Raw genomic sequence first — 26151 nt, forward strand, 5'->3', positions numbered from 1 at the left:
TAGCTTGCGCCTCACCTTCCGACGCCGGTTTATACGACAACCGCGTTACTGATCGAGTATGGCCTGGAGTCGGAAACTGCTCGCCGCCCGCGCGGCAGTGGGACTGACGACGCTCGTCGCAGTGCTGTCTGTGCTGACCGGTATCCTGCATATCGGGAACGTCACGTTCGAGGCGATCATCCCGCTGGAACCGTATATCCCGGACGCGATCCAGCGAACCGCGGGCTTTACCGGAACACTTACCGGCTTCCTCATGCTCGGCGCGGCGTACGGCCTCAAGCGGGGGCTTCGGGTCGCCTGGTACGCCGTCATCGTCCTGCTGCCGTTCACTGCCCTGCAGGGGGTGGTCCAGTCGAGCCCGGTTTCGCTGCCGCTGGTCGCGCTCTCGCTTCTGTCCATGCCGACGGTGGCCCTGCACCGCCAGCAGTTCGACCGCGAGCTTGCGCTATCGACCACGCAACTCGCCGCGGCTATCGCGCTGATCGGGACGCAGGCGTACGGAACGGTCGGAACCTATATTCTCCGTGATGACTTTCAGGATGTTACCACGATCCTCGACGCCTTTTATTACACCATCGTCACGGCAACCACGGTCGGGTACGGTGACGCCCACCCCGTCGGTCCCGAAGGACGGCTCTTCGCGATGTCGGTCGTGGTGTTCGGTACGGCGAGTTTTGCGGTCGCACTCGGGTCACTTTTGGGGCCTGCCATCGAAGCCAGACTCAGCAAGGCACTTGGAAAGATGAGCGATTCACAGCTAGAACTCCTTGAGGACCACGTCCTCATCCTCGGCGATGGCGAGCTCACAGCGCCTGTCGTGAGCGGCCTGCAGGACAGTGAGACTGATTTCGTCGTGATCACGGCCAACAGAGAGCGCGTTTCGTCGCTCTCGGAGCGAGGGGTCAACTCGTTTACTGGCAACCCAAGCGACGAGGAGCCGATGCGTCGCGCAAAAATCGGAAATGCTCGGGCGCTAGTGGTTGCGACCAACGACGACGCACAGGACGCACTGGCGATCTTGACGGCGCGACAGCTCCAGCCAGACATCCGGATCGTCGCCGCAGCAACGGATCGCGAAAACGTCTCGAAGCTTCGCCACGCTGGTGCTGACACCGTAATCAGTCCAGCGACCATCGGCGGGCAGATGCTCGTCGACTCGGCGCTCGGGGGAAGCGACACGACGGTCCCTGGACTCTCGAACATGCTCGGAGATGACAGCAGTGAGACGTGACCGGTTCCGGATGTGAACCTCGACCACGGATCGTACGGACGGTGTGGGAGAAGGGGTAAATCGGATTGTACAACCCGGTTGCAACAGTGCCACAGTTTGGCCATCTTTTTATTATCGGATCGTGGAACTCGAATTACAGTCGATCCGCCACACGGGGGTGTGCGGGGCTAAGGGATTCCAATGATGGCCGACCAACAGTACGAACAGAAACTACGCATCGAACGAAACGAACACTCGTTTGTCGTCGACCACGACAGGCCAGAGCGGACGGCAACTGTACTGATCGACGTTGTCGCGTCGCTACGTGATGTCGACCAGACGACACTCGAACCGCTATACAATACGGTTGATCCGGAAGCACTCGGCTCACTCTGTACCAGCACCGATTGCTCGCTTCGGATATCGTTCCAGTACGAAGGGTACGCCGTAACGATCTCGGGTGACGGCCGGATCAAGCTCGTCGAAACGTCCGAAGACAAGTAGACCGGTCCGCGGCACTGACCCGACTGCCCAACGTAGTCACGACACGGTTGCAGACACAACGATTATAGTTCCTGCCCGCATGATAGGAAATGGCATGGCTTCTCCACAGACGGCAAATGCGGGCCACTACCGGATCGGGGAGCCACAGTTACAGCAGGGCTGTTCAGGCATCGAGTGTACCGTCGGCGAGGTTCTTTCTTCGGACCTAGTTCTGGTTGCGATCGCAGCGGTTGCGACAATCACCCTTGTCGCGTTCACCTATCTTGCGAGCGCTCGCAGGGAGTGTTCAGAAGAAACCGAGCGTGTTCGGGCCGAAAAGCAAGCGTTCGGACGCTTCGTGAACGGGATTCACGAACTGCAGCCGTCGACGATGCAACCACAGATGGTGAGCAACGGCGGTGCAACGATGAGCCGGACCAACACCGGGCCAGCGTCAACGCAGCTACAGGACGTCTACGAACTGTACGAAACTACCGTAATGGACGTCCCTCACTACGATGCGGATTACGGCGAACCCCTGCGGGAAAACATGGCGATCGAACTCGGCGAGGAGGTAACTACAGCGCTCGATACGACATCCGAGTTCACCCCCCAGATCAAACAGGCCCTCGTACAGAAAGGTACCGAGACAAAAACACGTCGAGAACGCTTTTTGGAAACCCTTGAGGCGGAATCCGATTCCATCCAGCGGACACACGACGCGCTGGCAAACATCGACCGCCGAGTCGGGGATATCGATGACGGTAGACGCCTCGGGCAGTCCTACGAGGAACTCGAACACCACTGGCGAGAACTGGACGCGCTGGAAGACGAATGTGAGTCCGTACTAGAACGGCGACAGGGACAGGTCCGTTCCGGAGTTAGCGCGTCACACTGGCGTGGCGACGGTCACAGCCTCTGTGCATACCTCTACGATTCGTTACCAGTCGAGTACCCCGCGCTTGCGGAAGGGATACTGCTCTTCGATCGGATCAGGACGACCAAGCGCAAGTTCACGGAATCACTGACCCGGCGCGTGTAGCTGTCGCGGCCCCTCCGTTTTTGCGGCGAATACACGGAATTTATTGCCGGATGCTGCGACACCTCACGGTTCACAGGTGAGCAGAGTGATCCCGTTTACGTCTGCTGATTACTCACCGACATCGGTAATAAAGATCGGTCATACGGTGGGGTAGACACTCGTCTGTAGTAGCTCGAATTCGTGCGCCTTTCCCGGAGCTGAGGAAGGGTTTCCCGTTACAGTAGCTGCATTATACGGAGGGGAACCAAACGGATGACAAGCCATGAACGAGCTACGGTCTGGCGTACGGACACGATGGTCGATACTGATCGCTCGTGAGGAGGGACAGCAATGACGCTTGATAGCCCGGTGTTCGTCGATCCGTCGTGGGTCGAGAAACACAGTGACGTGACGCTCGTCGACGTCCGAGAACGGCGGGAGTATCGGGATGTCGGACACATAACGGACGCAGTGAGCGTCCCGTTCGACAGCTTTCGTGACCCATCAAGCGTGGCAACCGGGATGTTGCCGGGTCGGGACGCGTTCGAGGAGCTACTGGGAGACGCGGGGATCTCGAACGGCGAGACGCTCGTCGCCTACGACGACGGGGCGGGCGTCTATGCCGCACGATTCCTGCTGACCGCTGCCGTTTACGGACATGATGGGAACCTCTATCTGGTCGATGGTGGTTTCGAGGCGCTCCGGGAACGATTCGGTGTCACGAACGACCCGATCGAGCCCGAACCGGCGGTGTACGATGCCAGCGAACCCGACGGTCAGCTCGTCGCGGACCGCGAGGACGTCGAGGCGGCAGTCGAAGACGAGGAAACGCTCGTCGTCGACACCCGAACCGCAGCGGAGTACGACCACTCCCATGTGCCGACCGCCGTCCAGCTGAGCTGGGAGACGTTCGTCGACGAGGATGGACGGCTCCGTCCGGTCGACGAGATCGAACCGATTCTCGACGAGCGGGGACTTTCCCCCGAGACGCCGGTCGTCCTCTACTGTAACACTGCCAGACGGCTCAGCCATACGTTCACCGTACTGACAGAGCTCGGCTACGAGGACGTCAGCTTCTACGAGGGCAGCCTCACTGACTGGGTTCGAGCCGAGTCAGATGACTGGGATCCAGAACGGCTCTACGAGCGCGTTCGCGAGGTAGCACCACAGGGGTTCGAGGCGCTTCCCCGCGAACTCGGAGAGGACGTCTTCGGTCGCCTGCACCTGATCGGTCTGTACACGCAGAAACAGGACGGCTACTTCATGCTGCGGACGAAGGTTCCAAACGGTGTTCTAACTGCTGCGCAGGCCCGCACCTATGGCGAGATCGTCGACGAGTTCGCCCGCGCACCCGCCGAGTACGGCGGCACCGAACAGAACGCCGAGTTCGGCGACGGTTTTCTCGACGTGACGACCAGACAGGGTCTGCAGGCCCACTGGGTCCGCGTCGAGGACATGCCCGAGATCTGGGACCGCTACGACGAGGTCGGCCTGACGACGATCCAGGCCAGTGGGAACACGCTCCGGAACGTCGTCGCCTGTCCCGCGTCAGGGCTGGGGGAGGAGGTCACGGATGTCAGAGCGCTCGGCGAGGGCATCGCCGACGCCTTCGAGGGGAACCAGCGCTATGCGAACCTTCCGCGCAAACTCAAGGTGAGTTTGAGCGGCTGTCACGAGAACTGCGGCCGCAGCGAGATTCAGGATCTCGGGTTTGTCCCCGCCGTCAAGGACGGTCGTGACGGGTTCCACGTCAAGGTCGGCGGCGGCCTTTCGGATGGTCCACGAGCCGCGACAGACCTCGGCGTCTTCCTCGAACCCGAGCAGGTAGAGCCGTTGACCCTCGCAGCTGCCGACCTGTTCATCGAACAGGGCAGCTACATCGACACGGCAGTGAATCGCCTGAAGTTCATCGTCGAGGAGTACGGTATCGACGGGTTCCGCGAGGAGCTACAGCGGTACGTCGACTTCGACTTCGAGGAGGCCGGGGAGGACCTCACCACGAGCTACCGGGGCGACCACGTCGGCGTCCACCAGACGGAGGACGGCTACTACGTCGGCCTCAACCTGCCGACCGGGCGCATGCGTGGCGAGGAGCTGGTCGAACTGGCAGACCTCGCAGAACGGTACGGGAGCGGCGAGCTCAGGCTGACCGCGAACCAGAACGTGCTCGTCGCGGGCGTCCGCGAGGAGACGCTCGACGACCTGCTGGCCGAGCCGCTGCTGGAGCGCTACAGTCCCGATCCGGGGCCGTTCACCCGCGGGATCGTCACCTGCACCGGCGCGGAGTTCTGCAAGTACGGCGTCGTCGAAACTAAATCCCGCGGGATCGAGTGGGCCCGTACGCTCGATTCGTGGCTCGCGGAGACCGACCGCCTCGACGAGTCCGATCTTCCCGACGCCGTCCGAGTCCACATGTCCGGCTGTTCAGCCTCGTGTGCTCAGCCCCAGATCGGTGATATCGCCATGCGCGGCGAGGCAAAACGCACCCCGGAAGGGACGAAAGATGCCGCGGATGTCGGCCTCGGCGGGGACCTCGGCCGGGGGGCGTTTGCCGACTGGATCGCCGGGTCGGTCGTCCTCGATGAGGTCCCCGAGGGGATAAAACGCCTCGTGACGGCGTATGCAACCGACGCTGGCGACGAGGCGTTCTCGGAGTGGACCGAGCGCGTTCCGGATTCGGACCTGCGGTCGCTGATCGAGGGCGAGGCCGGACCGGAGACGATCGTACAGGGCGGCGACCACGTTACGACGGAGGTGAACTGAGATGTCGAAACCCAACCCCGGCGTTCCGAGCAGTACAGCGAGCAATCGATCCGTTCCGAGCAAGGGCGGGGATCCCCGCGAGCAGGCCGCCGAATCCGCCGCACCACCCGGCAAGACGTGGTTCCGCGATCTCGACGAGGCGGTCATCGAATCCGATCGCTGTACGCAGTGTGGGACCTGTGTCGCCGCCTGTCCCGCCGATTCCATCGGGATCGATAGCGAGATGGAGCGGCCGACCCTCGTGAAGATGTGTACTGGCTGCTCGCGCTGCTGGGATTACTGCCCGCGCAGCGGTCTGCGCTATGAGCGCCTGATCAGGGAGGTACAGGAGGCCGTCCCCGAAGACGTCGGGGCGACCTACAGCGCCCGCGCCGTCGACGAGGCGGCAGCAGACGCCGGGCAGGACGGCGGCGTCGTTACGGCGCTGCTCGCCGAACTGCTCGATGCAGGCGAGATCGACGGGGCAATCGTCGCTACGGACAGCGACGAACCGCTCCACGGTGAGACTTACCTGGCGACGACCCGCGAGGAACTCGTCGAAACTGCCGGGAGCTTCTACAACCAGACGATGCAGGCAGGTCGGATCGCGGAACTGATCGAGGGGGCCGATATCGAGGACTCCGAAATCGCAGTCGTCGGGACGCCCTGCGTGATCGAGGGCATAACGGCGCTCTCCGAATACGGCTACGAGGGCGAACTCGACGAGGTCGTCCTGACGATCTCGCTGATGTGTACCCGCGCGTTCGAGTCGCGGCGGCTCCGTGATGCCATCTCGGAGCTGGGCGTCGATCCCGAGACGGTGGCCAAACTCGATGTCGACGGCGGGACCCTCTTTGCCTACGACGCCGACGGCGAGGTCCTGTTCGACCGGGACGTCGATGCGTTCGGCCACGCGGGGCTGAAGGGCTGTGACGAATGTGCGGACTTCGTCGGCGGCACGGCCGACATCTCCGCGGGCAGCGTCGGAAGCGGGGACGGCAGGACGACGCTGATCGCCCGGACCGATCGCGGCGAGGGTGCTGTCAAACAGGCCGGTGACGCGCTGGAGACCAATGATCTGGAGCAGGAGCCGGTTCTCGACAAGGTGCGTTCGTGGAACGAGAAGCGCGCTCGCTCGATCATCCCACGCGAGTACGACCCGGAAGGAGACCTCGATATCCCGCACGTTGACCATCACGAGGCCTACGACGGCACCGATCGGGAGGCGCAGCCGCTCAATCCGGCACGCGTCCACCAGTACGAGGAGTGGTGTTAATCGCGGCACAGGTGACGCTCCCGCATCGGCCGGATAGCGCTTCAAATAAAGACGGACGGAACAGACCGAAACCCATTCGACGGCCGGCCGCGAGACTGGCTAGCTATGGACTCGCGTCGTGTCTGGGTCGTTGCGATCTTTCTGTTCGTGATGGGCGATGCTGTCGCGACGCAGATACGGGGCGCACTTCTGGAGAGCTTTCAGTCGTCCTTCGGTGTCTCGGAAGCCCTTCTCGGACTGGTTGCGCCTGCCGGGACGGTTGGGTTCGTCGTTTCGGTCCTCGCGATCGGGTTCGTCTCGGGACGGATCGATCTCAAGCGGACACTGCTAATCGGTGTCGCAGCCACGGTCGTCTCGTTGCTCGTGATGAGCGTCGCTCCAGTCTACTGGCTGTTTCTTGCTGTGATGGTCGGACAGGGCGCGGCAGCCGGGGCCTTCCGCGGCGTCGACCGCCCGATCCTCTCGCATCTCTATCCGAGTCGCCGGGGGCGTATCTTCGCGCTGTACTCGCTGGCGTGGGCACTCGGTGCGGTGACGGGTCCGGTGCTGGTAAACGCCGTTCTCTCGGTAACTGACTGGCGCGTCACTTACGCGATACTCGGCCTGTTTTTCGTCCCGATCGGGCTGCTCATCTGGCAAACCGAGCTCCCGGCCAGCACTGATAACGAACAGTCGCTCTCGCTGGACGCGCTACGGACGCTGGTGCGGCGTCCGGCGGTGCTCGGGTCTATCGGCTGTATGGCACTTCTCGGCGGGATCGAGGGTATCTTCTTCACGTGGCTGCCATACTACGCGAGCACGATCATTCCGCGGGACCTCGCTAACCTGCTGCTATCGACGTTCCTGCTGGCGTACATCCCCGGTCGCATACTGAACACGTGGATCATCGAGCGGGTGAACTATCTCTACCTGACCTTCGGATTGACGCTGGCATCGATCCCCGTACTGCTGGTCACGTTCAGCGGCATCGGCGGATGGGCCCTTTTCATGTTGGTTTTCCTCGCCGGGTTTCTGATCTCGGGGTTGTTTCCGACCATCCTGTCGTTTGCAGTCGAAGCCAGCCCCGAGTACAGCGGTCCGATCAGCGCGATGACGACCGGCGGGACGTACACGGGAATTGCGCTTGCCCCGCTCGGTGTCGGCGTCGTCGCTGAACTCGTGGATATTCAGACCGCGATGTATCTGACCCTCGGTCTCGCTATTGCATTGCTGATCGGGACGGTCGTGACGTGGGCCGCGACACGTGGCTCCGGCAGGGCCGGTATCCCCTCGGAGTGAACCGGGCAACAGGATCAAGATAGCTCGGAAACGTGTTTGCGTATATGTTCCGACGTGCCCGCGAAAACGGACCAGCACTGCTCGTGCCGCTCGCCTGGACGTTCGTCACTGCAGTCCATCTGGATCTGGCGAGCGAACACGCACTGCTGATCGCTCACCTCGTGATGGCGACGATTATCGCCGGGTTCACGCTCCTCTCGTGGGGCGAGATGACGGAGGGCGTACTGTTGCTCTGGCGACGCGTCCTGCTGGTCGGGTTCCTCATCACGCTGGCGGGGATCGTCGGGTTTGCTGTCGACAGCCTCGCTGCCCTGTTGTTTACCGCGAGCCTCATCGGCTGGATGATCGTCCCCGGTGTCGCGCTGGTGGCGACGGGCAGACAGGTTCAGCTAGCCCCTCGGCCCTACGTGATCGGTGGGGTGCTGAGTCTGGCCGGGGCAGCCGTGTACGCCGCCGGACCGCTGATTGGTGGGGGCGTCTGGCTGTCCGTATTCTGCCTGACACTGGTCAATATCGGCCAGACTGCAGGGATCGTCAACGCGGTTCACCGGTACTGAGAGAACTGCACGAAGGGTTGGCTTTATAGGTCGACTGACTGATGTATACGTATGAAAGAACGACTCAACCTGATCTTCAATCGAGCGAAGTACGCGGCGATCGGTGCGGCGGTCGGCGCAGCAGTCGGTGGGATCATCAGCAAGAACGGCGCGAGTACCGGCGGCGCGATCGGCGGCCTCGCTGGCGCGGTTGTCGGCGAGACGCGTGTCAGTGCCGAGACGGCGTACGAGCAGTTCAAAGATGCTCTGTCCGACTACGAACTCGGCTCCGGAAGCGAAACTCCCGAGGCAGAGTAACCACGACGTTTTCTCGGAATTGCCGGGTTACCGGTCCCCGATCTCGGCGACGCGATCGGCGATATCCGTCCCGCTGCTTTCGCCGGGCAGAATGTCACCCAGCGACGCCCCCAGCGCTGCGGCTGCCCAGATAACGGTGATCCGTGCCAGCATCTCGAAATTCGACGGTCCCTCGGCAGTGAGCCGCCCCCACATGAGCATCGTCCCGGCGGCGACGAAGAGGGAAATCAATAGTACGGCAGCCAGTCGTTTTGGCAGGAAGCCAAACAGCAAGCGGACCTGTACGTTGCGGATGTCGGTGAAATAGAGCAGCCCGCTCACCAGTCCGACGATGAACAGGACGTTGATGACAAAGAAGACTGGAATGGACGCCACGGTGAACTCGACGAACCACTCGGCGATCTCGAAGACGCCGTCCTCGACGAGGAGCGGGAGCGAAAAGATAATTCCGCCGACAAACCCCTCTGCGATATCCCTCGACGTGTATTTTCTGATCCGGTCACTACCCGGCACTGATTCGAGCATCCGCCGCGTTCGACGGACTTCCTGGCGCTCTTTCGAAGAATCTACTGTTCCCTCCAGTTCGTCCAGTTGCCGCAGGACATCGCCGATATCGTAATCGGCCGGTGATTGTCCGGAATCTCTCCCCTCGGAACTCATATCCGCTACCAGTTATCGGTGCTATAAAAAAGGATAGAACTCGACGGGATCCCACCGATACTCAGGGTGTGATCCGCATTCGGCTGCTGGGCCACAGGCACGAATGATTAAGTGTGTCGACCGGAAACAGATCAGTAACATGGGGAACAAAAACAAGACGATCTCGTTCCGGGTGAACGAGGACGCCTTCGAGACGCTCCGGGAGATCGCCGAGGAGCGGGATATTTCGCTTTCGGCCGTCTTCCGGGATTACGTCGACCAGCTCGTTGCCCACAACGGGCAGGTCCAGGTCGTCCCCGAGGACGAACTGGGCCCGACCGTCGAGGACGGCGAGTTCCCACCGACCGTCACCGTCCCGAAGAGTTTCATTCGGGAACACGAGCGGCTGGAGCTCGAAGCCGAGCACCTCCGCGAACAGCTGGACGAGTACAAAGGCTACGTCGCACATCTCCGCGAGCAGGTCGATGACGAAGAAGCCGAGGACGTGATCTATCTCGAAGACCTCGATGACGAGAGCGGCGAGTCCGACGAGACTGTCCGACTCGGCTAGCGCGACAGCTCCCGTTTTGCCGTCCGGGCGGCCTCCTCGGCCTCCCTGTTTCCGTCGACCTTTGCCAGCTCCTCGGTCGCTTCGAGCGTTCGGACGCTCTGGTCGAGAAAGGACAGGACGTCGCCCGGATAGGCGTACAGCATGTACTCGTCACTCATCACGTCGACGATGGCGTCCGGCCCGAGCCCATCGGCCCGGAGTTCGAGCAGATAGCGAATGAACTTCCGTTCGGGACAGCCACAGTAGGGGTTGTTGTCGCAATCACAGTCCAGAAAGTCTTCAGCGAATTCGAGCACTCGATCCCGGGTCGCCTCGTCAAGTTGTTCGAGGCCACCGCCCTGGAAGAGGATATCGAGTGTCGCCCCTTTGAACGCCCCCTTCGGAATGCTGGTGTCGAGCTGGGAGCTGAGCTGGCGGTGGTTCTTGACGTAGATCTTGTCCGTGATCGCCACAGTTAGGTTCCTCTACGCCGGTGTGGGGCAAAAGACTCCCGATGTTTCAGAGCTCCGTGTGAATACCTCGCGTAGCGCTCCCGAGGCGTAACCTATTTTAACGGAGCGTGGACTATTTCGAGGTACGTGTCCGGGTTGGGGTAGTGGACTATCCTTCAGCCTTGTGGAGGCTGAGACGCGGGTTCAATTCTCGCACCTGGACCTTCCTGCGACGAACGGACGTGAGGAGCGGACGGTGTGACGTGCGAGATTGAATCATGCCAGTCGCGCGCAGCGAAGCGAGCACGTCTGGCTCGGGTTCAATTCTCGCACCTGGACCTTTTCGCTGGGAACGGACGTGACCAGCGTAAAGTCCAGCCAAGAGAATTGAAGCAGGGAGTGGAGCGCAGCGGAACGACCGGGGTTCAATTCTCGCACCTGGACCTTCTCTCGAACGATCCCCAGTGAGCGTGTGCTCGGTCAGGAGCACCGCGAACACACTACCAGTGAGAGAGAAGACCATCCGGGAGAGAATTGAACCTCGCGAGTCGAACGGAGTGAGTCTCGCAGTCGGGTTCAATTCTCGCACCCAATACACCCAGTCCCAGTACTGTGGTTAGAAAAGCACCGCCAGCGCCGCAACGATTATACTGGCGGCCCGACGACACGGGATAATGGCTACTGGATCCCCTTCCTCTATCGAAGTTCTCATCGTCGATGACAATCCCCGGTTCGGCGAGCTGGCGGAGATGTTTCTCGAAGACGAGTTCGACGATTTCGCGGTCACGACTGCGACGAGCGCTGACGAGGGCGAGCGGCTGTTAGCCGAAAGCGATATCGACTGTATCGTCAGTGATTATCAGATGCCCGAACGCGATGGAATCGAGTTTTTACAGGCCGTTCGAGAGCACTCACCGGAGCTCCCATTCATCTTGATGACCGGGAAAGGTGACGAGACGGTCGCCAGCCGAGCGATTACGGCGGGCGTCACCGACTACATCAGGAAGGAAGCCGGGAGCGAACACTACGATCTGCTGGCTCATCGAATCCGGAACGTCGTCGAGCAGCGACGGGCCGAAGCGGCAAAGCAAGCGCGCAATCGTCGGATTCGGCGTGTCTACGAGCGGATCGATGACGGGTTCGTCGCACTGGATACGGAGTGGCGGCTAACGTACATGAACAGCCACGCGAGCGAGTTGCTCGACAGGGACCGCGAGGAGCTACTCGGTCAGTCCATTGCGGACGTGTTCCCGGGAATCGAAGAGACCGAGTTCTACGATGCGGCGAGGGATGTCCTCGCCGAAAAGGAGGCATTCACGGTCGAAGAGCACTACGACCAACTCGACGCGTGGATAGAAGCGAGGATCTACCCGGATATCGACGGGCTTTCCGTCTACTTCCGCGATATCACGGAGCGAAAGGAACGCGAGAAGTCGCTGGAACGATCTCGAAAACGGTATCATGCGCTCGTTGATACAGCCCCGACCGCGATTCTGGTAACTGATGCGGAGACGGGTGAGATCGTGGAGGCGAATCAGGCCGCAGAGAGCCTGATCGGCCACTCTTCCGAAGAGTTGTCCGGAGAACACCACAGCAAGATCCATCCAGAAGAGGACAGGGGGCTGTACGAGTCTCTCTTCCGTGAGCGTCTGAATAGCGGGTCGGGACTGGTCAACCGTCACGTCGACGGCTCACAGATATACGTCGAGCGGGCGGACGGCGAGCGGATCCCCGTCGAGATCTCCGCACAGGTCATCGAACTGGCGGACGAGCGACTTGTCCAGAGCGTCATCAGGGACGTGGTCAAACGGTCCTGATCGGGTTCATCGGATCGGCTCAGTCTGGTCCCCAAGTGATTCCGATCCGGACGACCGAATGACATCCAGCGCAGTCATCAGGTCGGTACGTGAGACCAGCCCGACAACGGTACCGAACCCGTCGACAACGAGGAGTCGGCCGATATCGTCCTGCTGGAGGGTCGTGATCGCCTCCATGGCGTCGGCATCGGGCGAAATCGTTCGGAGGTCTCTCGTCATGATATCATCGACGGTGTATGCGTCCCGTTCGACGGGCTGGACCTCTCTGGCGTCATCAAGTGTGACGATACCGACCGGTCGCCCATTCGACATTACGGGGTACCCGGTATGACGTTGTGTGAACATCTTCTGGAGCAGTTCGGATATCGTCATTTCCGGTGGGACGGTGTGAAGTCGTTCTGCGGGCGTCATCACGTCCGCGACGGTTACACCTTCGAGTGCGGCCTTCATCATCACCTGTTTCGCCTCCGTCGACGCCGCGATGTAGACAAAGAAGGCGACGCCGATCATGATGATGTTGAACGAAAACAGGCCGAACAGCCCCAGGAGCACGGCGAAGAACTTTCCGACCTCGGCGGCCATCTCGGTGGCACGCGCGTACGGCCGGTTTCTGGCGAGGAATGCCCGGAGGATCCGGCCCCCGTCCATTGGGAACGCCGGTATCATGTTGAATACGGCGAGGACGATATTCAGGACGGCGAGATAGCCCAGTACGAACAGTGTTCCGAAGGTCACGATGGGGACCGATTCGAACGGCTCGACGAGCAGGACGCCGACGAACAGTCCATAACAGACGAGGCCGACGAGGACGCTGACGATGGGGCCCGCGATAGCGATATTGAACTCCTGTCGCCAGTCTTCGGGCATCTCCGAGAGTGCGGCGATACCGCCGAATATCCAGAGCGTGATCGAGTCGATCGGGTAGCCGTATCGCATCGCGACGAACGAGTGGCCGAGCTCGTGCAGCAGAATACCGACGAACAGCCCTATCGCTGCGACAAGTCCGAGGGCCCAAGGTGTCAGCCCGGTGGTGATCGCATCCACTTCAATGCCCGCGGCGATCGCGTCGTTGAGCAACTCCGCGGTCGCCGTGATCTGAGAGCCGATCAGATACGCGAACAGCGGTAGTACTAACAGAAAGGTGAGATCGAGCTTGATCGGGATACCGAATGCGGTACCGATCCGGAAACTTCGCATACCCTCTCTTGGGGTGGCGCGACCTTGAATCTCCGGCCATCGCCATGACCGGTACTACACCTCGACATCGAGACCGTCGTCCTGTGTTTCGTCGGATCTATCCACTTTCGGGACGTGGATCTCCAGTGTGCCGTTTCCTGTGATCGTTGCGGTTGCTGCGTTCGGGTCTACCTCGACATCGGCCGGGAGCTCTACTTCGCCCGTGAGTGCGAGTCCACGCCCGGGAAACACCGTCTCGAACCCGTCGTGCTCTTCGCGGAACCGGTCGATACGGATATGGAGACTCCCCTCGCTGAACCGTACCTGAACATCATCCCGAGATGTCCCCGGTGCGTCGAACACAGCCAAGACTGCGTCGTCGCTTTCGAGCAAGTCGACCGGAATCGACTTGCTCTCCTGTACGTTACTGGAAACCCGGCCAACGCCACGGAGGAGCGTATTACTGACCGATCGACCGATCTCGCGGAGCGTCATACGACGATCTCCTCGAGTACGGACGAACGCTGACAGTACGGACAGACGAAGTCGTCGACTCCTACGTCGTCTGGCATATCGTAGGTGTAATGCAGTTCAAGCATATCGATCTCGCATTCATCGCTCGTACATTCGACTTCCAGAGTTGGTGGCATATCACCTCCTTGGGGCGTCAGGGAAAAACCGTTTTCGGCGACGGTGGTTCAAACAGGGAACGTCACTGTCCGCGTCGACTCGACATCGTCAGGGTGTATCGTCCGCCCGTCGACCGAGACGGGTTCGCCGTTCGAGAGTTTTCCGAACGCTGGACCGTCGGGGACGCCAGCCTCGCGGGCGAGTGAGGGATCGAATGCCATTGTTTGTGCGACGACTTGCCCGTTCTCACGGCGAACTGTCTCGTACTCCCCGTCGAGCACATCGACGAGCGCGTCGATGAGCGCATCGTAGTCAGACGTCTTCGAGACGGCCGCCCGTCCGCGTACCCGGTTGCCGTTCTCGACAGTCTCGAAAGCCAGTGTCGCCCGCTCGACTGCACTCCGTACCGTCGCGGACGCGATCCCCTGAGCCTCGTCGAGCAGGTCAGTCGGGAGCTCCTGGATAGTGTAGTCGTCCCAGCCCTCAGGCACCGTCCCGAATCGGAGCCCGTCATCGATCGGGGAGAGCGCCGATTCGAGATCGTCTGCAAGCGCGAGTGGAACGTCGTCGACTTCACGGAGCCACGTCTCGCTCACGATCCGGTAGCCCGATTCCGAGAGCACCCGCCTGACATCGTCGAGATCGCGGTCCGTATCCGCGACGAGCGCGAACTCGGCCTCGCTTTGCTGGAACGCTTCGTCAAGGACGTCCCGGTGTCGCTCCGGAGGTCCGAGTTCATCGAGCGTCCAGTCGGCAGCGACGTGGCCGACGTGCCAGTCGGTCTCGCGGACGATTCGCTCGAATCGCGGCGCGTAATGACCGCCCCCGATCCCGACGAGCTGTCGCCGCGGGGGTTCGCCGTTCTGTGTCTCGGTATCACCATCCAGGCGCTTCGCATGTGGCTTCACGTCCCGGAGGTCGAGGATCGAACGCGCGACGGCGGCTGCGGCCGTGGAATCTGCCCACTCCGCTTCGCCGCTTCCCAGTTCGACGAACATGGACGGGACGTCGACCTCGGTCGGGCCGTGATGGGTACACTCGATCCCGGTGTCGTAGTCGGCTGGAGCGTGTTCGTCAAACGCCGAGAGGATTTCCGAGAGGGCGCTCGGACAGGTGGCGGCAAGCGAGCGATCCTCACCCCCGAACTCTGCTGGACCGAAGTTCCCGGTGAAGTGAGCCGTCAGCAGGGGTCCAGTATCCCCAGAATGCCGGGACGCAAAGACGAGGAGGTCTGGATCGTCAAACGGTTCGGCGGCATCGTCCAGTTCGAGATGCCAGTCGTCGAAGGTTCGAAGCTCGAAGCCATCGATCCGGAAGACATCGCCGCCACCCATGCCGTCCTCGCGGTGCTCGTCGACGCGTCTGTCCCAGTCCCGCGCTGCCAGTAGCTGCTCGAAGATGTGCTCGGACGCAGAGTCCGCCCTGCTGACGACGATCGCAATCACGATACGCACTCAATGGACGAGGGGAGTAAAGCGCGTCGTTACTGCTGTGGCCGCACTCCGGCTGAATCCGAGCCCGCTCCGAACTGCTTATGCACCAGGACCGGGTTCTCACGGCCATGGACGTGTACGGACTCCTCGGCAACCCGGTCGGTCACTCGCTGTCCCCGCCCATGCACGAGGCGGGCTACGAAGCGCTCGGTATCGACGCCCGATACGTCACGTTCGAACCCGAGCCCGCAGAACTCGGTCGGGCGATCGATGGCGCGGAGGCACTCGGTATCTCCGGACTGAACGTCACGATTCCGTTCAAACAGGACGTACTGGATCACGTCGACGTCGACGAGATGGCGTCCCGGATCGGCGCGGTCAATACGATCGATTTTACCGGCGAGATGGTGACCGGACACAACACGGACGCGGCGGGCGCGCGACGGGCCTTCGAGCGTCACGACGTCGCTCTCGACGGGGAGAACGCAGTGGTCGTCGGTGCAGGCGGGGCTGGCCGTGCCATCTCGTTCATGCTCGCGGACGCCGGAGCGTCGGTCGCTATCGCCAACCGAACGGAATCGAGTGCGCACGAACTCGCTTCAGTAGTGCCGGGGGCAACGGGCCACGGCCTCGATTCACTGGAGGCACTGCTGGCGGACGCCTCGGTGCTGGTCAACGCAACCTGCGTCGGCATGGAAGAGGATGCAACCCCGGTTCCGGCCGAGGCCCTCCACGGTGATCTGGCAGTTCTCGACGCGGTCTACCGCCCCCTCGAAACCCGGCTCCTGCGCGACGCGGCGGCACAGGGAGCGACGACGATCGACGGCGCGTGGATGCTGCTGTATCAGGGCGTCGAGGCGTTCGAGCGCTGGACCGGCCGGGACGCGCCGGTCGATGCGATGAACGAGGCGCTCCGCACAGCGCTGTGAAAATCGAGCCGGTGTCGGACGGGTTTAAGTAGAACGACTATCAACTATCTTGCAATGTCACTGTTGGACAAGCTGAAGTCGCTTCTCGGGCTCGACAGCACCGACGAGAGGCAGCGTCAGGACGTTGGGGTGACGGTCGAACGAGATGTCGGTGGAGACGACCCAGACGCAAACGCCGTCGATACGGGCGGCGCTGCCGACGTGGAAGCGGACGAAGACACCGCCGAAGAAGACACCGACGAGGAACCCGATGATGCAACGGGGGAACCGGAAGAGGAGATCAACGCGGAGGACGAATCGGTCGATGAAGACGAACTGATCGACGAGGCAGAACCTGACGACGAAGAAGATGTCGCCGAGGACACCGAGTCGGAAGACGTAGTCCAGGAAGGTCACGATCCGGAAGACGATGCAGACGTTGCTGCGGATGACGGCGAAGACGCAAACGAGGACGACGACGAAACAACGGAGGACCCGACAACCGAGAAGGGCGAGCTCGAAGACATCAAGGGAATCGGGCCCGCGTACGCGGAGCGACTCGCGGATGTAGGAGTCGAGTCGATCGCCGACCTTGCCGCCGCCGACCCATCTGCGATCGCGGCCGAATCCGACCTTGCAGAATCCCGCGTCGAAAACTGGGTCGAGCAGGCGAAAGTCCGGTAAGCGACTGCTCGAACCGGAAGATCATTATTCCGCGCGTTCCTTCCGGCAGACATGGACACACCGTCGGTCGTAACTACCAGCGAAGAGTTTCGAGCGACGGCCATGGACGTCACGTCGGGCACACGAATCCCGGTCGAGGTCCGCGTCGATGTCGAGGACCCGTTCGAGGCGTATCGGCGGGCGCGGAGAGGATCAGGGGGTGTCATCCTCGAAACCACCGGCGGTCAGCCCGGATGGGGGTACTTCGCTGTTGATCCGGTTGAAATGATGACCACCCGCCCTGATGCAACACCCTGCGACGAGTCGAACCGGTCAAAAGGAACCGCCGTCTCTGGACACGAATCACCGTCGCTTACCGCTCTGCAAGGCCTGCTCGACGGCGAGACACTCGAGAGAGGGGACTGTTCGGTTCCGTACCCCTGCGGTGCCTTCGGCTGGCTTTCCTACGATCTGATCCGGGAGATCGAGGACCTTCCCGAAAGGGCGGTCGACGATCGATCCCTCCCGCAGCTACAGATTGGCGTCTACGACCGGGTTGCCGCATGGACGGAACCACGGGCGGGTGAGACGACCCTTCGTATCACTGCCTGCCCGCGAGTGGACCCCGACGATCCCGGGACCGCCTACGAAACGGGCCGGGAACGAGCACTCGGGCTTGCGACCGCCGCTACAGAGGGCGATCCGACGGTGGGTGCACCGCCAGTCACAGGCGACACCGCCGAGTTTTCGAGCGATTGTGGACAGGAAGCGTTCGCCGACCGTGTCCGGACGATCAAAGAGTACATCCGCGACGGCGATACCTTTCAGACGAACGTTTCACAACGTCTGACCGCTCCGGCGGCAGTCCACCCGGTCGACACGTACGCAGCCCTCCGGTCGGTCAACCCTGCACCGTACTCCGCACTGCTGGAGTTTCCGTCCGTAGATCTGGTCAGCGCCAGCCCTGAGCTCCTGCTGGAGCGCGAGGGTAACCGGATCGAGACCGAACCGATCGCCGGGACGCGACCACGCGGTGCGACCGAGGCGGAGGACGAGGCACTCGAAGCCGAACTGACGGGCGACGAGAAAGAGCGGGCAGAACACGCGATGCTGGTCGACCTGGAACGCAACGATCTCGGGAAGGTTGCCCGATACGGCAGCGTCGACGTCTCCGAATACCGGCGTGTCGACCGGTACTCCGAAGTAATGCATCTCGTCTCCCGCGTCGGGGCCGAACTGCGGGAAGATGCCACGCTCGCGGACGCCATCGCTGCGGTCTTCCCCGGCGGGACGATCACCGGAGCACCGAAACCCCGAACGATGGAGCTTATCGACGAGGTCGAAGCGACCCGCCGGGGGCCCTACACGGGGTCGATCGGCGTTCTCGGCTTCGACAGTCGGGCGACGCTGAATATCGTCATTCGAACGCTCGTCCGTCACGCCGACGAGTACCACCTCCGTGTCGGGGCAGGGATCGTCCACGACTCAGAGCCCGAGCGGGAGTACGCCGAAACGCTGGACAAGGCACGTGCACTCGTCAGGGCCGTAGACGAGGCGCTTGGCGATCAGACGGCGATGGAACTCGACACGGGAGGTGGTGAGTCGTGATGCTCGTCATCGACAATTACGACTCGTTTGCGTACAACCTCGTCCAGTTCGTCGCGGAGGCCGAGGCGAAAGAGCGTGATGCCGGGGCGACCGACGAAAAGAGCGTTATCGTCCGACGGAACGATGAGATCGACGTAGCGGGGATCCGGGCGCTCGATCCCGATGGTATCGTCATCTCGCCGGGCCCCGGCACGCCGGCGGACGCGGGCGTTTCGATCCCGATATTCGCAGAGACAACGTATCCGACGCTCGGTGTCTGCCTCGGGCATCAGGCGCTGTGTGCGGCCCACGGTGCGCCAGTGGTCCATGCGCCCGATGTCGTCCACGGGAAGCCCTCAACGATCGATCACGATGGGCGTGGAATCTTCGACAACATGCCCGAACAGTTCCGGGTCGGACGCTATCACTCACTGGCAGTCGAACGTGAGGATCTCCCGGACCCGCTCATGGAGACTGCTCGAACTGCGGACGAGCGATCGATACTGATGGCCGTCCGCCACCGGGAGCGCCCCCACATCGGCGTCCAGTTCCATCCCGAGAGCATCCTGACCGGGACGGTCACACGAGACGACGATCGGGACGGCCTCGATCTGTCGGTCGGTAAACGCCTGATCGAGAACTTCTGTTCGTTCGCGAGATGCGTCGACGGGGGAGCCAAATCATGAAGTACCACGTTGATGGCGAGCTCGTCCCGGAGTCGGAGGCGACGGTGAACGTCCGCGATCGGGGCTTCATGTACGGTGATGCTGCGTTCGAGACCGTGCGCGCGTACGGCGGCACCGTCTTCGAGTGGGAGGCTCACGCGGACAGGCTGGCGAACACCTGTGAGACACTCGGGATCGACCACGGGATCGACGACGAGGAACTTCACGAGCGCGTACTCGAAACGCTCCGGGCCAACGACCTGACCGATGCGTACGTCAAACTCTCCATCTCGCGTGGCGTCCAGCCCGGTAAGCTGACCCCCGGGCCGACAACCGATCCGACCGTTGTCGTCATCGTCGCAGAACTCCCACGCGGGGGAACGGAGGGAGAACCCGTCTGGGACGGTCCCGCGACCGTCCAGACGACGATGACTCGGCGGGTTCCGGACGCCGCGATCCCGGCCGACGCGAAGACACACAACTACCTCAACGGGATCCTCGCACGAACCGAGTTGATCGAGGACGCCGACGAAGCGCTGTTGCGTGATACTGACGACTACGTCGCGGAGGGAGCGACGAGCAACGTATTTTTCGTTGGGGAGGACGGGCTTCACACACCGAGCCTCGATGGGCCGGTATTGCCGGGGATCACGAGATCGGTCGTCATCGAACTCGCTGATGAAGCCGACATTCCGGTCTATACGGGCCAGTACACACCCGACGACGTTCGCTCGGCAAAGGAAGCGTTCCTGACGAACTCGACGTGGGAGCTCCGGCCGATCGAGACGCTCGACGGCATCGAGATTGGCAGTGGGCCGGTGACCACGCTGCTCTCACGGCGGTTTGACGCGCGTGTCGAACGGGATCACTACGAGTGATGGGTGGAATCCAAGCGGCCGGCCGCGTAACGTTTAATCCCCTCGGCCGAGCACTCGGAGATAGATGCAGGACGACCGGATAGCGCTCGGCCTCGACCTCTTGCGCTCGCTGGAACACGATGAGCTAAGCGTCGCCGATGCCGTCGACAGGCTGGAGACCGTCTCCACGCATCCCGCAGTCACCAGAGAGATCCTCGACACTGCAGAGAAACGCGGGATTATCGAACGCAAGGACGGGATCATCCGCCCGAAACACAGCGAGTTTGTCAGCTACGAGAGTCAGGTCGTCCAGAAAGACGGCGAGTTCGAGTGTCAGCGCTGTGGGGCGGGGCTCTCGACTGGGCACTTCATCAAGTACGATGCGGGCGAACTGGGTCCCTTTGGCTCCTCTTGTATCCGGAAGGTCACCGGCCGCGACTGAGCTCTTCGATTAGTCGCTCGATCGCCTCGCGCTGTTTGTCGAGCCGTTCGTTCTGATGCTCGACGACCGCCCGCAGTTCGGCGAGTTCTTCGGCGATCGCCTTGCTGTCAGGATCGCTCTCTGCCGGTTCGAAGCCGACATCCTCAAAATCGAACCCGTCGTCATCGGCTGTGTTCCGTGACGATTCGTCGTCAGTCGTTTGTCCCCGCTCGTTAACCGACTGTGAGCGGTCTGTGCTACCCTCGGAGTCAAACTCGGTCGCGTCAGTATCAGGCGCTCCGCTCTCCTCAGGATCGTTCGATGGCTCCGCTGTCTCTACTGCCTCCGTTCCACCCGAGTCCTCGATCACCTGTTCAGCAGAGAGCTCCTCGTCACCCTCGGTCGACGGTGGGTTGGCTTCAAGCGGATCAACACCTTCGCCGAAAGCCACGCCACCAGCACCCGGCTGCTCGGCTGGCTCCTCGTCTTCCGACTCGTTCGCGGTTCGTAGCTCCTCGATCGAGTCGACGCCGTGGTACGCGGTCAGCGCGTCGGACAGTTTGCTCTCGACGTCCCGTGCCTGATCGTTCGGTGCTTTGATCCGCTGCTGGCGGCCGTCCACGTCGAGGACTACCTGTGTTGCGACGCTACCCTTCTCGAAGGTTAGATCAGTTACGTCGTCGTAGTGGAACTCCTCGTAATCGGTGTCCCAGACGGCTGCGCCGATGTGTTTGACTAGCCGCTCGCTCGTGACGATCAGCGTCAGCTCGCTGAATCGATAGGTCGACAGGACTGTCTCTCCTGGTTCGGTGATCCCTGCGGCATTTATGATCCCAGCGACGACAGGATGGATCACGTCGTCAGCACACTTCGATGGAATCGTGAACTCGCGGGTTCCATCAACCGGATAATCGAGACTGAACCGCGTTTTGCGTCGGCCCTCCGAGATAGTTAGCCGCTCCGCATCGTGTGGGTACTCTTCGACCGACTCGTCGCTCAACAGGCCCTCGGCCCGGTAGATCAGCGTTCGGGTCGGCGTGATATACAGCTGGTCCTCTCCGCCTAACGGCACCGACGCGGCGACCGTCTCTCCGTCAAGAGCGGATTCTACGACACCGGGTTCGCTCATGCACGTGTGTTCTTCCCCCATGGCTTAAAACTGCAGGCTCCGATCGTAGTGTGAACGAATAACACACGAACTCGGCGTAGATGAGAAGCTTAAAGATAATCAGCGGACAACTCGCAGATGAGCCCGGGTGGCTTAGCTGGACATAGCGCCGCACTCATAGGGTTCAGAGATTCGGTGCGGTACCTTGGAAGCCTCTCATGTCCACACGAGGACTGCCGAGCCTCGAACCTGGGACATGCGGAGATCGAGGGTTCGGAGCCCTCCCCGGGCACTGGCTTTCTACGCGACGTCACGAACGTAGTGAGTGACGAGTTCCGAAAGCCAGTGCCACATGTGGGCGGAGAACCCGTAGGCTCTCGTGAGTGAGTGCAGCGAACGATCGAAAGTACGGGAGAGCATAGCTCTCCCGGTTGTTCGGAGCCCTCCCCGGGCATTTTCAACTGTCACGAACCTCGTGTGAGTGACAACTCAGGAAATCCCGGGGTGGAGAACCCGTAGGATCTGCACGAGCGAAGCGAGTCCAGAGGAGAGAAGCGCCTGCTCTTCTCGTCGTTTGGAGCCCTCCCCTGGAACTTCCAGAACGACACAACCGTCGGCGAACGTCCGTCCCGAAGGATTTTTTGTCCAGTGTATACCTTCCAGCGTATGTTCCGATCAGGCAGGTTTGTCGCCGAACAGCTTTCTTCCGTTACCGACGAGCAAATCCAGCCGAACGGGGTCGACCTGACCGTTGCGAACGTGTTCGAACAGACGGAGTCAGGACGGATCGACCGGGACGGAAAATCGATCGGCGAGCGACAAGAGCTAGCCACGTCAGCAGGGGCATATCACCTCGATCCCGGACACTACATCGCGCGGTATGGGGAGACGATTTCGATCCCCGAGGGACACATTGGGTTCGTCCTGCCACGCTCGTCGCTCATGCGAAACTCCGCGATGCTGCACACTGCGGTGTGGGACGCTGGCTACACAGGCCGCGGCGAAGGACTACTCGATGTCAACTACGAACTCGAACTACAACAGGATGCCCGAATCGCCCAGCTCGTCCTGTCCCGTGCTGAACACGTGGGGTCCTATGACGGATCGTATCAAGAAGAGAACCTGTAGGAGGTGCTTACTCGGATCGATTCGGGGTGAACAGTTCGGGACGGTCTCACATTTTGATTAGCTAGACTGTCCGCTACTCTTTGACATTCGCGGCACTCACTCGAAGAAAAATCTGCTTAAAAGAGAGAAGTCAATGACAATCCGTTCGACATCTCTGTGAACGGTTATCCGTCATTAATAGGCCTGCGGTGATAGCGTACGTCGGCACAATATGAGCCAAACAATGTCGTCAGACGAGACAGGTTCCACGATGGAGGCCGGTGCGGACACGGCCCTCATTGCATCGGTAGTATCGGTCGGGCTAGCACTGTACGCCTATTTTGCGCGTGGTGACCGCGAGTTGGGGATCTTCGTTGGGCTCTGGGCACCGACGATACTGACGCTCTCGAATCACTTCAAGCAGCGCGACATCGAACAACAGCTGCAGTCGATGCCCCTGGCGGGATCGACCGGGAACGTTCGTGAGACGATCGAAGAGCTGATTCAGTCCCGGAACTGACCGTCCCGGACGTTTTTTCGCCAACTGTTTGAGCACTTTGTGACCAGAACTACTGTAGTGCTCCATCCTCTACGATTCGAACAAGTATGCTTGTAGGCGTCATCTCGGACACGCACGACAACGTATCGGCTGTAAACCGCGCGGTATCGGTCTTCGAGAAACGAGGTGTCGAGACGGTCATCCACTGTGGCGACGTGATCGCACCACCCGTCGTTCCCCATTTCGATGGGCTGGAAGTCCACGCCGTTCTCGGGAACAACGACGGCGAGCTCGACGGCCTGGAGTCCGCTTTCCGTCAGCTCGGGAACGGAAGCAAACTCCACGGGCGGTTCACCGAACTGGAGTTCGACGGGATGACGTTCGCCGTGCTTCACGGTGAGAGCTTGGACGACATCGAGGCGCATGCTGCGTCGGGCGAGTACGAGTACGTCTGTTACGGCCACCACCACGTCGCCGAGGAACGCGAGGTCGACGGGACCACGGTGCTGAACCCGGGTGCTCACTTCCCCACGGTGCCGGACGAACACCGCAGTATCGCGATCGTCGACACCGAGAGCGACGACGTCGAGTTCGTCGCCGTCGAGGAGTGAACCACTGAGTGTCATCCCGAACACAATGGACAAACAGGACCTCCGCGAGTGCATCTGGGACGAGCTAGAGGAGAGTGGCGACGCGCGGTTCCCATTTCCGCCACATGGCCGGATTCCCAATTTCGCGGGCGCTGACGAGGCCGCACAGCGGCTCTCTGAGCGACCCGAGTGGAGCGCCGCCGAAACCATCAAAATCAATCCCGACTCGCCTCAGCGTCCGGTCCGACAGCGAGCACTCGAAGCTGGGAAGACGCTGTACATGGCGGTCCCGCGGCTCCGCGACGCCGACTGTTTTCTCCGACTCGATCCGGACGAGATCGACGACTACCATCGGGCGACGACGATCGCCGGATCGAGCGAACTCGGCATCCAGATCGGTCCCGACGCAGTCGAGTCGGTCGACCTGATCGTCTCCGGGAGCGTCGTCGTCAACGAAGCAGGGGCACGGATCGGCAAAGGTGAGGGATACAGCGACCTGGAGTACGCACTACTGGATGCGCTCGGGCTCGTCGACGACACGACGCCGGTCGTTACGACCGTCCACGAGTTACAGGTCGTCGACGAGGCGGTTGCGGTCGACGAACACGACGTCCCACTCGATCTAATCGTGACGCCGGAACGAGCTATCGAAACGAACACGAGCTACGATCGATCGGACGGGATCGACTGGTCGGCGCTCGACGACGACCGGATCGAAGAGATGCCGGTCCTGCAGGAGCTCCGGGACGGCTAGCAGGGGTGGCCACGGTTGGGCGAGCAGGCGACACAGCGCGTCCCGATGTGATGTGTCGCGCTACTGCAGTCCACAGCGGGTGAGTTGACGGGGAATACCGAGGGATTGCCACGGTTTCATATATATACCTGTGTGCGCCGATTGTCAGGGGCTACAACGGCGTCGCCAGCGCCCAGCAGTCGGTCGTCGGATCGATCCGGTGGGGTTCCGCGCCACGTTCGGCGAGGATCCCCGCGTGGTAGAGCAACGCTTTGAGCTGGAACGTCGTCGCCGAGTGATAGACGTTTCCGTCGGCAAGGGCTTCCCGGTCGAGCGTATTCTCGTCGGCGAACACTCGCTCGCGGGCGTCGTCGGTCCCGCGAACGAACAGCTCGACCGCGAAGGCTGGATGGTGTTCGTGCAGGTGGACCACCAACTGGCGCAGCGATGGGGCGGATATTCCGTCGTCGGCAAGTGACTGTAGCTCCTCGACCAGCAGGGGCGTCGCGGGGTACTCGGAGAGCACACGACGGGTGAGCTGACCCCACGCTGGCGCCTGCTCGGCGAATCGCTGTCGAGTCCGTCGCCAGTCGTCGAACTGAGCCAGGGCGTCACCCAGTGATCCATCGGCCCGTTCGAGCGCGAATCGAACGACTTCACGCCCGAGTGGTGTGACGTGAACGTCACCGTCAGGAACTGACTCGATCAGACCGAGAAACCCCGCGCCGGTTCGGGCACTGTCGACTGCTCCGACAACGTATTTCTCTATCAACTCCGCGGTGGGACCGTCGTGATGGACCGCCAGCGGGTATGCGAGGTAGTTCTTCGGGTGGTTCAGACCGAACGACTGATCGGCAACACCCTGTGCAGTTGTCTGAAACCGGATCGCGCTGGCGGTCGTCGGTGACTCCGCACCGACGAGCCGTGGCGCTTCGAGTACATCGACGTCGCCGCCCGCTGCGACGCCGAGCACGCCGACGTTCAGGTCCTGCGCAAGGGATTGTGCTGCGGCGCTGATCGCGTCCTGTGGCGCGGCGAGATAGGCGGCATTGGCCTCCGCAATTCGGTCGTGAGCCTGTACGATTCCCTGTTCGATGTCGACGTAGTCGTCCTCACGATACCCCTTCGCCTCGACCGCGATCAGCGGCGGGTGGTCACGCGTTGGCTCGCCAAAGACCCATTCGTCGTCGAGCCACCCCACGCCGACGAGATCGGGATAGCCCGTGCCGATTTCGACCCTGTTGAACGGCGACAGCGACTCGGTGATTCGGGGGTCGACGCGTCGCTCGGCGAGCCACCGGTCGGTCGCGAACTGTGTGTCGACGACTGCGTAGCCATGCTCCCGATTATCCCCGGGAAAGAGGGCGCGTTTCGTGTGGGCGAGTACTTCGGGTTCCGTTGGCCCGATCTCGCCAGTCCGTACTGGCATCTCGTGTTCGGTTTCGGCCTGTG

At 61.7% G+C, this 26151-nt stretch carries 28 protein-coding genes and 2 tRNA genes; 22 read left to right on the forward strand and 8 right to left on the reverse strand.

Annotated elements, in window-relative coordinates; all coding sequences use genetic code 11:
- The first annotated feature begins 58 nt into the window (after nt 1-58).
- The 8 genes from AArcS_RS10435 to AArcS_RS10470 all read left to right on the forward strand — a co-directional run bounded on the left by AArcS_RS10435 (nt 59) and on the right by AArcS_RS10470 (nt 8864).
- The gene (locus AArcS_RS10435) at nt 59-1231 is read left to right on the forward strand and encodes an NAD-binding protein (protein WP_238477358.1); all 1173 of its coding nucleotides are present in this window, start codon (nt 59-61) and stop codon (nt 1229-1231) included.
- A gap of 180 nt (nt 1232-1411) precedes the next feature.
- Entirely contained in the window at nt 1412-1714 is a 303-nt protein-coding gene (locus AArcS_RS10440; protein ID WP_238477359.1) for a HalOD1 output domain-containing protein, read from the forward strand.
- Nucleotides 1715-1808: 94 nt separating this feature from the next.
- Complete coding sequence (locus AArcS_RS10445) at nt 1809-2735, forward strand: DUF7260 family protein (protein WP_238477360.1); 927 nt, start codon at nt 1809-1811, stop codon at nt 2733-2735.
- Between the two features lie 330 nt (nt 2736-3065).
- The gene (locus AArcS_RS10450) at nt 3066-5477 is read left to right on the forward strand and encodes a ferredoxin-like domain-containing protein (protein WP_238477361.1); all 2412 of its coding nucleotides are present in this window, start codon (nt 3066-3068) and stop codon (nt 5475-5477) included.
- A gap of 1 nt (nt 5478) precedes the next feature.
- The gene (locus AArcS_RS10455) at nt 5479-6732 is read left to right on the forward strand and encodes a Coenzyme F420 hydrogenase/dehydrogenase, beta subunit C-terminal domain (protein ID WP_238477362.1); all 1254 of its coding nucleotides are present in this window, start codon (nt 5479-5481) and stop codon (nt 6730-6732) included.
- A gap of 105 nt (nt 6733-6837) precedes the next feature.
- Complete coding sequence (locus AArcS_RS10460; RefSeq protein WP_238477363.1) at nt 6838-8010, forward strand: MFS transporter; 1173 nt, start codon at nt 6838-6840, stop codon at nt 8008-8010.
- 44 nt (nt 8011-8054) lie between these two features.
- The gene (locus AArcS_RS10465) at nt 8055-8567 is read left to right on the forward strand and encodes a hypothetical protein (protein WP_238477364.1); all 513 of its coding nucleotides are present in this window, start codon (nt 8055-8057) and stop codon (nt 8565-8567) included.
- Between the two features lie 51 nt (nt 8568-8618).
- Nucleotides 8619-8864: a glycine zipper 2TM domain-containing protein gene (locus AArcS_RS10470; protein WP_238477365.1), complete on the forward strand. Its 246-nt coding sequence runs from the start codon at nt 8619-8621 to the stop codon at nt 8862-8864.
- Between the two features lie 27 nt (nt 8865-8891).
- Here the strand turns inward: AArcS_RS10470 and AArcS_RS10475 are convergent, their stop codons facing one another.
- Entirely contained in the window at nt 8892-9524 is a 633-nt protein-coding gene (locus tag AArcS_RS10475; RefSeq protein WP_238477366.1) for a DUF2391 domain-containing protein, read from the reverse strand.
- Nucleotides 9525-9663: 139 nt separating this feature from the next.
- Between AArcS_RS10475 and AArcS_RS10480 the strand changes: the two genes are divergently transcribed.
- A complete protein-coding gene (locus AArcS_RS10480) occupies nt 9664-10074 on the forward strand; it encodes a DUF8146 domain-containing protein (protein WP_238477367.1) in 411 nt (136 codons plus the stop codon).
- Here the strand turns inward: AArcS_RS10480 and AArcS_RS10485 are convergent.
- Nucleotides 10071-10526, reverse strand: a complete 456-nt coding sequence (locus AArcS_RS10485; RefSeq protein ID WP_238477368.1) for a DUF5814 domain-containing protein — start codon at nt 10524-10526, stop codon at nt 10071-10073. The genes AArcS_RS10480 and AArcS_RS10485 overlap by 4 nt on opposite strands.
- Nucleotides 10527-10655: 129 nt before the next feature.
- Here AArcS_RS10485 and AArcS_RS10490 point away from each other — a divergent pair.
- Nucleotides 10656-10728, forward strand: a tRNA-His gene (locus AArcS_RS10490).
- A gap of 451 nt (nt 10729-11179) precedes the next feature.
- Complete coding sequence (locus AArcS_RS10495; RefSeq protein WP_238477369.1) at nt 11180-12322, forward strand: PAS domain-containing response regulator; 1143 nt, start codon at nt 11180-11182, stop codon at nt 12320-12322.
- Between the two features lie 6 nt (nt 12323-12328).
- Here the strand turns inward: AArcS_RS10495 and AArcS_RS10500 are convergent, their stop codons facing one another.
- The 4 genes from AArcS_RS10500 to AArcS_RS10515 are packed head-to-tail and all read right to left on the reverse strand — an operon-like array spanning nt 12329 to nt 15573.
- Nucleotides 12329-13519 (reverse strand): CBS domain-containing protein, encoded by a 1191-nt coding sequence (locus AArcS_RS10500; RefSeq protein WP_238477370.1) that lies wholly within the window; start codon nt 13517-13519, stop codon nt 12329-12331.
- 54 nt (nt 13520-13573) lie between these two features.
- Nucleotides 13574-13993, reverse strand: coding sequence for an Hsp20/alpha crystallin family protein (locus AArcS_RS10505; RefSeq protein WP_238477371.1), 420 nt, complete (start codon nt 13991-13993; stop codon nt 13574-13576).
- The gene (locus tag AArcS_RS10510; protein WP_238477372.1) at nt 13990-14148 is read right to left on the reverse strand and encodes a DUF7559 family protein; all 159 of its coding nucleotides are present in this window, start codon (nt 14146-14148) and stop codon (nt 13990-13992) included. Before AArcS_RS10510 ends, AArcS_RS10505 begins: the two co-directional genes overlap by 4 nt.
- Nucleotides 14149-14196: 48 nt before the next feature.
- Complete coding sequence (locus tag AArcS_RS10515; protein ID WP_238477373.1) at nt 14197-15573, reverse strand: D-aminoacyl-tRNA deacylase; 1377 nt, start codon at nt 15571-15573, stop codon at nt 14197-14199.
- Between the two features lie 116 nt (nt 15574-15689).
- Here AArcS_RS10515 and AArcS_RS10520 point away from each other — a divergent pair, with 116 nt between their 5' ends.
- The 6 genes from AArcS_RS10520 to AArcS_RS10545 all read left to right on the forward strand — a co-directional run bounded on the left by AArcS_RS10520 (nt 15690) and on the right by AArcS_RS10545 (nt 20683).
- Nucleotides 15690-16490, forward strand: coding sequence for a shikimate dehydrogenase (locus tag AArcS_RS10520; protein ID WP_238477374.1), 801 nt, complete (start codon nt 15690-15692; stop codon nt 16488-16490).
- Nucleotides 16491-16544: 54 nt separating this feature from the next.
- Entirely contained in the window at nt 16545-17153 is a 609-nt protein-coding gene (locus tag AArcS_RS10525) for a helix-hairpin-helix domain-containing protein (RefSeq protein ID WP_238477375.1), read from the forward strand.
- 51 nt (nt 17154-17204) lie between these two features.
- Nucleotides 17205-18740 (forward strand): aminodeoxychorismate synthase, component I, encoded by a 1536-nt coding sequence (gene pabB, locus AArcS_RS10530; RefSeq protein ID WP_375139604.1) that lies wholly within the window; start codon nt 17205-17207, stop codon nt 18738-18740.
- On the forward strand, nt 18740-19405 hold the full coding sequence (locus tag AArcS_RS10535; protein ID WP_375139605.1) for an anthranilate synthase component II: 666 nt from the start codon (nt 18740-18742) through the stop codon (nt 19403-19405). Before pabB ends, AArcS_RS10535 begins: the two co-directional genes overlap by 1 nt.
- Entirely contained in the window at nt 19402-20262 is an 861-nt protein-coding gene (locus tag AArcS_RS10540; RefSeq protein WP_238477377.1) for an aminotransferase class IV, read from the forward strand. The genes AArcS_RS10535 and AArcS_RS10540 overlap by 4 nt, the downstream gene beginning before the upstream one ends.
- A gap of 64 nt (nt 20263-20326) precedes the next feature.
- Nucleotides 20327-20683 (forward strand): DUF5830 family protein, encoded by a 357-nt coding sequence (locus AArcS_RS10545; RefSeq protein WP_238477378.1) that lies wholly within the window; start codon nt 20327-20329, stop codon nt 20681-20683.
- On the opposite strand, the gene AArcS_RS10550 is transcribed toward AArcS_RS10545, so the two are convergent.
- A complete protein-coding gene (locus AArcS_RS10550) occupies nt 20667-21791 on the reverse strand; it encodes a DUF7115 domain-containing protein (RefSeq protein WP_238477379.1) in 1125 nt (374 codons plus the stop codon). The two genes, AArcS_RS10545 and AArcS_RS10550, sit on opposite strands and share 17 nt — an antisense overlap.
- A gap of 121 nt (nt 21792-21912) precedes the next feature.
- Here AArcS_RS10550 and AArcS_RS10555 point away from each other — a divergent pair.
- From AArcS_RS10555 to AArcS_RS10575, 5 genes are all read left to right on the forward strand, one after another.
- A tRNA-Met gene (locus tag AArcS_RS10555) sits at nt 21913-22062 on the forward strand.
- Between the two features lie 374 nt (nt 22063-22436).
- Nucleotides 22437-22898: a deoxyuridine 5'-triphosphate nucleotidohydrolase gene (locus tag AArcS_RS10560; RefSeq protein WP_238477380.1), complete on the forward strand. Its 462-nt coding sequence runs from the start codon at nt 22437-22439 to the stop codon at nt 22896-22898.
- A 211-nt stretch (nt 22899-23109) separates the two neighbouring features.
- Nucleotides 23110-23397, forward strand: coding sequence for a hypothetical protein (locus AArcS_RS10565; RefSeq protein WP_238477381.1), 288 nt, complete (start codon nt 23110-23112; stop codon nt 23395-23397).
- 86 nt (nt 23398-23483) lie between these two features.
- Entirely contained in the window at nt 23484-23987 is a 504-nt protein-coding gene (locus AArcS_RS10570; protein WP_238477382.1) for a metallophosphoesterase, read from the forward strand.
- A 25-nt stretch (nt 23988-24012) separates the two neighbouring features.
- The gene (locus tag AArcS_RS10575; protein ID WP_238477383.1) at nt 24013-24720 is read left to right on the forward strand and encodes a 5-formyltetrahydrofolate cyclo-ligase; all 708 of its coding nucleotides are present in this window, start codon (nt 24013-24015) and stop codon (nt 24718-24720) included.
- A 151-nt stretch (nt 24721-24871) separates the two neighbouring features.
- Here AArcS_RS10575 and AArcS_RS10580 read toward each other — a convergent pair whose 3' ends face one another.
- Nucleotides 24872-26128 (reverse strand): hypothetical protein, encoded by a 1257-nt coding sequence (locus tag AArcS_RS10580; protein ID WP_238477384.1) that lies wholly within the window; start codon nt 26126-26128, stop codon nt 24872-24874.
- Nucleotides 26129-26151: the final 23 nt, after the last annotated feature.

The organism is Natranaeroarchaeum sulfidigenes, from assembly GCF_017094485.1.
GTDB classification, from domain to species: domain Archaea; phylum Halobacteriota; class Halobacteria; order Halobacteriales; family Natronoarchaeaceae; genus Natranaeroarchaeum; species Natranaeroarchaeum sulfidigenes.

Coding starts and splice junctions, on each gene's coding strand:
- AArcS_RS10550 (WP_238477379.1), bottom strand. CDS start 21,791: ATGAGCGAACCCGGTGTCGTAGAATCCGCTCTTGACGGAGAGACGGTC.
- AArcS_RS10510 (WP_238477372.1), bottom strand. CDS start 14,148: ATGCCACCAACTCTGGAAGTCGAATGTACGAGCGATGAATGCGAGATC.
- AArcS_RS10525 (WP_238477375.1), top strand. CDS start 16,545: ATGTCACTGTTGGACAAGCTGAAGTCGCTTCTCGGGCTCGACAGCACC.
- AArcS_RS10565 (WP_238477381.1), top strand. CDS start 23,110: ATGAGCCAAACAATGTCGTCAGACGAGACAGGTTCCACGATGGAGGCC.
- AArcS_RS10505 (WP_238477371.1), bottom strand. CDS start 13,993: ATGACGCTCCGCGAGATCGGTCGATCGGTCAGTAATACGCTCCTCCGT.
- AArcS_RS10465 (WP_238477364.1), top strand. CDS start 8,055: ATGTTCCGACGTGCCCGCGAAAACGGACCAGCACTGCTCGTGCCGCTC.
- pabB (WP_375139604.1), top strand. CDS start 17,205: ATGGACACACCGTCGGTCGTAACTACCAGCGAAGAGTTTCGAGCGACG.
- AArcS_RS10540 (WP_238477377.1), top strand. CDS start 19,402: ATGAAGTACCACGTTGATGGCGAGCTCGTCCCGGAGTCGGAGGCGACG.
- AArcS_RS10460 (WP_238477363.1), top strand. CDS start 6,838: ATGGACTCGCGTCGTGTCTGGGTCGTTGCGATCTTTCTGTTCGTGATG.
- AArcS_RS10495 (WP_238477369.1), top strand. CDS start 11,180: ATGGCTACTGGATCCCCTTCCTCTATCGAAGTTCTCATCGTCGATGAC.
- AArcS_RS10445 (WP_238477360.1), top strand. CDS start 1,809: ATGGCTTCTCCACAGACGGCAAATGCGGGCCACTACCGGATCGGGGAG.
- AArcS_RS10435 (WP_238477358.1), top strand. CDS start 59: ATGGCCTGGAGTCGGAAACTGCTCGCCGCCCGCGCGGCAGTGGGACTG.
- AArcS_RS10535 (WP_375139605.1), top strand. CDS start 18,740: ATGCTCGTCATCGACAATTACGACTCGTTTGCGTACAACCTCGTCCAG.
- AArcS_RS10450 (WP_238477361.1), top strand. CDS start 3,066: ATGACGCTTGATAGCCCGGTGTTCGTCGATCCGTCGTGGGTCGAGAAA.
- AArcS_RS10480 (WP_238477367.1), top strand. CDS start 9,664: ATGGGGAACAAAAACAAGACGATCTCGTTCCGGGTGAACGAGGACGCC.
- AArcS_RS10580 (WP_238477384.1), bottom strand. CDS start 26,128: ATGCCAGTACGGACTGGCGAGATCGGGCCAACGGAACCCGAAGTACTC.
- AArcS_RS10520 (WP_238477374.1), top strand. CDS start 15,690: ATGGACGTGTACGGACTCCTCGGCAACCCGGTCGGTCACTCGCTGTCC.
- AArcS_RS10560 (WP_238477380.1), top strand. CDS start 22,437: ATGTTCCGATCAGGCAGGTTTGTCGCCGAACAGCTTTCTTCCGTTACC.
- AArcS_RS10570 (WP_238477382.1), top strand. CDS start 23,484: ATGCTTGTAGGCGTCATCTCGGACACGCACGACAACGTATCGGCTGTA.
- AArcS_RS10455 (WP_238477362.1), top strand. CDS start 5,479: ATGTCGAAACCCAACCCCGGCGTTCCGAGCAGTACAGCGAGCAATCGA.
- AArcS_RS10440 (WP_238477359.1), top strand. CDS start 1,412: ATGATGGCCGACCAACAGTACGAACAGAAACTACGCATCGAACGAAAC.
- AArcS_RS10545 (WP_238477378.1), top strand. CDS start 20,327: ATGCAGGACGACCGGATAGCGCTCGGCCTCGACCTCTTGCGCTCGCTG.
- AArcS_RS10475 (WP_238477366.1), bottom strand. CDS start 9,524: ATGAGTTCCGAGGGGAGAGATTCCGGACAATCACCGGCCGATTACGAT.
- AArcS_RS10575 (WP_238477383.1), top strand. CDS start 24,013: ATGGACAAACAGGACCTCCGCGAGTGCATCTGGGACGAGCTAGAGGAG.
- AArcS_RS10500 (WP_238477370.1), bottom strand. CDS start 13,519: ATGCGAAGTTTCCGGATCGGTACCGCATTCGGTATCCCGATCAAGCTC.
- AArcS_RS10470 (WP_238477365.1), top strand. CDS start 8,619: ATGAAAGAACGACTCAACCTGATCTTCAATCGAGCGAAGTACGCGGCG.